This is a genomic window from Chrysiogenia bacterium, from assembly GCA_020434085.1.
Lineage (GTDB): Bacteria > JAGRBM01 > JAGRBM01 > JAGRBM01 > JAGRBM01 > JAGRBM01.
The window spans coordinates 1-3252 of the sequence record JAGRBM010000587.1; the positions used below are offsets into that span (position 1 = coordinate 1).

At 65.6% G+C, this 3252-nt stretch carries 5 protein-coding genes; all 5 read left to right on the plus strand.

Features of this window, described 5'->3' with window-relative positions:
* The coding region (locus KDH09_19235; GenBank protein MCB0221840.1) for a hypothetical protein at window positions 1-345 on the plus strand (345 nt) is incomplete at its 5' end.
* A 68-nt stretch (window positions 346-413) separates the two neighbouring features.
* The gene (locus KDH09_19240) at window positions 414-827 is read left to right on the plus strand and encodes a PaaI family thioesterase (GenBank protein ID MCB0221841.1); all 414 of its coding nucleotides are present in this window, start codon (window positions 414-416) and stop codon (window positions 825-827) included.
* 242 nt (window positions 828-1069) lie between these two features.
* On the plus strand, window positions 1070-1816 hold the full coding sequence (locus tag KDH09_19245) for an endonuclease/exonuclease/phosphatase family protein (protein ID MCB0221842.1): 747 nt from the start codon (window positions 1070-1072) through the stop codon (window positions 1814-1816).
* Window positions 1817-1988: 172 nt separating this feature from the next.
* Window positions 1989-2603 carry a DUF2239 family protein gene (locus KDH09_19250; GenBank protein MCB0221843.1) on the plus strand — a complete coding sequence of 205 codons (615 nt, stop codon included), beginning with the start codon at window positions 1989-1991 and terminating at the stop codon, window positions 2601-2603.
* Entirely contained in the window at window positions 2600-3043 is a 444-nt protein-coding gene (locus tag KDH09_19255; GenBank protein ID MCB0221844.1) for a DUF1330 domain-containing protein, read from the plus strand. The genes KDH09_19250 and KDH09_19255 overlap by 4 nt, the downstream gene beginning before the upstream one ends.
* The last annotated feature ends 209 nt before the right edge of the window (window positions 3044-3252 follow it).

Consider the following 3252-nt stretch of genomic DNA (forward strand, 5'->3'; position numbering starts at 1 on the left):
ACCACCAGCATGGAGACCGACGGGGTCTACCGCACCTATGACTGGGGCGACGTGCAGCGACAGTGGAAACTTGACGGGAACGACTACGACTTCGACGCGCTGGGCATGCGGCTTCGCGAGTGGGGAGACGCCCACGGGGTCCCGGTCTTCGTACCCCGCCACCAGCTCAAGGCGCTCGAAGACGCGGGCACCCGCCTGTATTTCTCCCACGACGGGCACCTCAACCCGCGCGGGCATCAGGCGATTGCCGATGCCTTCGTGCGCGATTTCTGGCCGACTCTGGAAGGCGCGCTCGCAGCACGCGCCGGCAGCACCACGCCGGCCGCCGGCGGCGGCGAGGAATAGCGCGCGATTGCACGCTCTCGTGCCGCGGGCTATCTAGCCCCCACATCCAACAGAAGAGAGCCAACACCATGAGCAAGCATGCCAACAACCCTGCTGTTGCCTATTTCCCCAACGTCGAATTCCACAAACACCTGGGGGTCGAAATCCTCGAGACCGCCGACGACTACGTGAAGATGCGCCTTCCCCACCGGAAGGAGCTCACCGGCGGCGGCGACGCCTACCACGGCGGCGTGGTCGCCTCCCTCATGGACTGCGCCGGGTCGCTGGCCTGCTACTGCGGTCACGACCTGAGTAAGGGCTTCCGGGGCTCCACCGTGACGCTGACCATCCAGTATATCTCCGCCGCCCGCGGCGAGAATCTCATCGCCGAGGGCCAGGTCAACAAGCGCGGCAAGGAACTCATCTTCTCCGACGTCACCATCACCACCGAGAACGAGGGACGCCTGATTGCCAAGGGCGTGCTGGTGTATCGGTTGGTGTGACAGCACCAACGCCCTCCCAGCTCCCCCGCGCCGGGGGAGCTGTCCGGCCAGGCCGGACAGAGTGGGTGCCGGTACCTGCACTCGCCAAGAATCTGATCGCCACCTGCGAGTCTCCCTCAGTCGCCTTTGGCGACAGCTCCCCCGGTGCGGGGGAGCAGGGAGTGGTGAGTTCCCTCATCCGCCGCCCGAATGTGCTACAACCCTCTTCATTCTGATGGAGGGCGCGTGCGCCCGGCGGCAACATGAAAGTCACCGTACTTACCTGGAACATCCACAAGGGCATTGGCGGCGTGGACCGCAAATACCGCCCCGAACGGGTCATCGAGCTCATCCGCTACTACAAGCCCGACGTGTGCCTGCTTCAGGAAGTCGACGAGGGCGTGCGTCGCTCGAACTACCACCGGCAGGTGGACTTCATCGGCGAGAACGTCGGCCTGCGCCACCGCGTGTTCTCGGTCACCCACAAGCTGCGCGGCGGCAACGGCCACTATGGCAACGCGATCCTCTCGCGCTGGCCGCTCTTCGATGAGCACAACATCGATCTGACCATCGGCATTCGCAAGAAACGCGGCTGCATCTACGCGCGCGCCCGCGTTCGTTTTGACAGCGGCAAGAGCCGCACGCTGGGGCTCTACAACCTGCACCTGGGACTTGCCGGCTCCGAGCGGGCCAAGCAGCTCGAGCGTTTCATCTCCAGTCACCCCTTCCAGGGACTCCACGCCCGCACGCCCGTCGTGCTGGGCGGCGACTTCAACGACGTGTGGGGAACCCTCGGCAAGCGCTTCCTCGAGCCCGTGGGCTTCAGCCGCGCCGGCGAACGGGTCAATACCTTCCCCGCGCGGCTTCCGGTGCGACCGCTCGACGGCCTCTGGATACGCGGCGAGGCCGGCGCCGAGCGAGGATTTCCCTCGCGCCACCACCTCGCGCGCGAGGCCTCGGATCACCTGCCACTGATCGCCGAGATCAATTTGAACCCCATGAAACGCTAGGGCCCGTTGCCGGCGCGATTCCGGCATCCCTGCTCCGCCGATCCTTCAAAGATCACAGAAGTCACCCAACGAGGCGTTGCGGCAGCTTTTCCGTTTTTACCCGGGTGATATTGACCCGCAGTTATTACCCGGGTAATAATCCGTCCATCCCGAACGCCAGGATGCACCTGCGATGAGCGAGCCCCTTTCCCATTCCTACACGAGCTTCGATGGCCACCGGCGCATTGCGGCCGGCACGCTCGCGACCAACGCCCTGGCAGTGAAGAAGGCCCTCGAATCGGGCGCGACCGGGCCGGTGCTCGTTTTCGACGATGCGACCGGTCGCTGCGTGGATGTCGACACCCGGGGCACCGACGCGGAAGTGCTCGCCCGCCTGCCGGCGGGCGCGCCCGATCGAAACAAACCCGACGCCCCCGAGGCTACTGAAAAACCCCGCGGTCGCGGCCGCCCCCGGCTCGGCGTGGTCTCGCGCGAAGTAACACTCCTGCCGCGACACTGGCAGTGGCTCTCAACCCAGCCAGGCGGCGCGTCGGTGACGCTGCGAAAACTGGTGGAGCAGGCGCGCCGCGCAAACGGCGAGAAGGACAAAGTCCGCAAGGCCCATGAGCGGGCCTACCACTTCATGTCGGCCCTCGCAGGCGATTTGCCGGGTTTCGAAGAAGTCACGCGCGCGCTCTTTGCAAACGATCCAATCAAGTTCGCCAAGCTGACCCGCCGCTGGCCGGACGATGTGCGCGCGCACGCCACCGGCCTCGCTTTTCCAGATGAAAGGCAAACCCGCACATGATCGAAACCTCTGCATATCTTGAGCCCACCGACGAGGCGGGCCGCGCACTGTTCATGCGGAACCCGCAGGGCAGCGTCGTGATGTTGAACCTGCTGCGATTTCGGGAAACCGCCGACTACGCGGCCACGCCCGAGCTGGCGCCCGATGCGCCCATCAGCGGCGCGGCAGCGTTCGAGCGTTACATCGCGCACACCCTGCCCCACCTCCGCGCCTCCGGCGGCGCGTTGCTCTATCTGGGAAACGGCGGTCCGTTCCTGATCGGCCCGCCCGAAGAACGCTGGGACCTGGTCATGCTGGTGCGGCAAAGCAGCCTCGCCTCGTTCATGGCATTTGCTTCCAACGAGGCCTACCTGGCCGGAATCGGGCACCGCGCCGCGGCGCTCGAAGACTCCCGCCTGCTCCCGCTCACTGACGCAGGAACGCCCGGCACCAGCCCCTGATCGCCGGGATCACCCGATGAAACGTCGTTAATTGTGCCGAATTTACTTGGTGGGCCGCGCCCGCAGGCGTAGTCTTTCAGGTATGAACCGGTTCAAAGAGGCCGCGACGCGCGTGGCGGGCGAAGCGCGCGAGGCTCTCAAGCTCGCCCCGCTCGAAATCGCCATGGGCTTTGCCCTGGCGGCGAAGTTTTCCTGGACCGTTGAAGAAG